The organism is Clostridioides sp. ES-S-0048-02, assembly GCF_020658495.1.
Lineage (GTDB): Bacteria > Bacillota > Clostridia > Peptostreptococcales > Peptostreptococcaceae > Clostridioides.
In genome coordinates this window covers 1-440 of record NZ_JACVWH010000074.1, presented here as the reverse complement: position 1 = coordinate 440, position 440 = coordinate 1, and the positions used below count along the sequence as shown (strand labels likewise).

Here is a 440-nt window from a genome sequence, read left to right as displayed (position 1 = left end):
AATCCCCGTGTCGGTGGTTCGATTCCGCCTCTGGGCACCAAGAATATGGCGGTATAGCTTAGTTGGCTAGAGCGTTCGGTTCATACCCGAAAGGTCATAGGTTCGACTCCTATTACCGCTACTAAAATTTAATGTGGGCCATTAGCTCAGTTGGTTAGAGCGCCCGGCTCATAACCGGTAGGTCTGGGGTTCGAGTCCCTGATGGCCCACCACATTAAATTAACAAAATTTCGAGGTGTAGCGCAGTTTGGTAGCGCACATGGTTTGGGACCATGGGGCCGGGGGTTCGAGTCCCTTCACCTCGACCAATATAATGGTGGGTATAGCTCAGTTGGTTAGAGCGCCAGATTGTGGCTCTGGAGGTCGTGAGTTCGACTCTCATTATCCACCCCAACTAATATGGTCTATTAGCTCAGTCGGTAGAGCACCTGACTTTTAAT

At 50.5% G+C, this 440-nt stretch carries 4 tRNA genes; all 4 read left to right on the top strand.

Annotation, left to right across the window (positions count from 1 at the left end):
- Window positions 1–47 precede the first annotated feature (47 nt).
- The 4 genes from IC173_RS20460 to IC173_RS20445 all read left to right on the top strand — a co-directional run bounded on the left by IC173_RS20460 (window position 48) and on the right by IC173_RS20445 (window position 393).
- Window positions 48–121 (top strand) — tRNA-Met (locus IC173_RS20460).
- A gap of 14 nt (window positions 122–135) precedes the next feature.
- Window positions 136–212: transfer RNA gene (locus tag IC173_RS20455), tRNA-Ile, on the top strand.
- A gap of 19 nt (window positions 213–231) precedes the next feature.
- Window positions 232–308 (top strand) — tRNA-Pro (locus IC173_RS20450).
- A gap of 8 nt (window positions 309–316) precedes the next feature.
- Window positions 317–393: transfer RNA gene (locus IC173_RS20445), tRNA-His, on the top strand.
- Window positions 394–440: the final 47 nt, after the last annotated feature.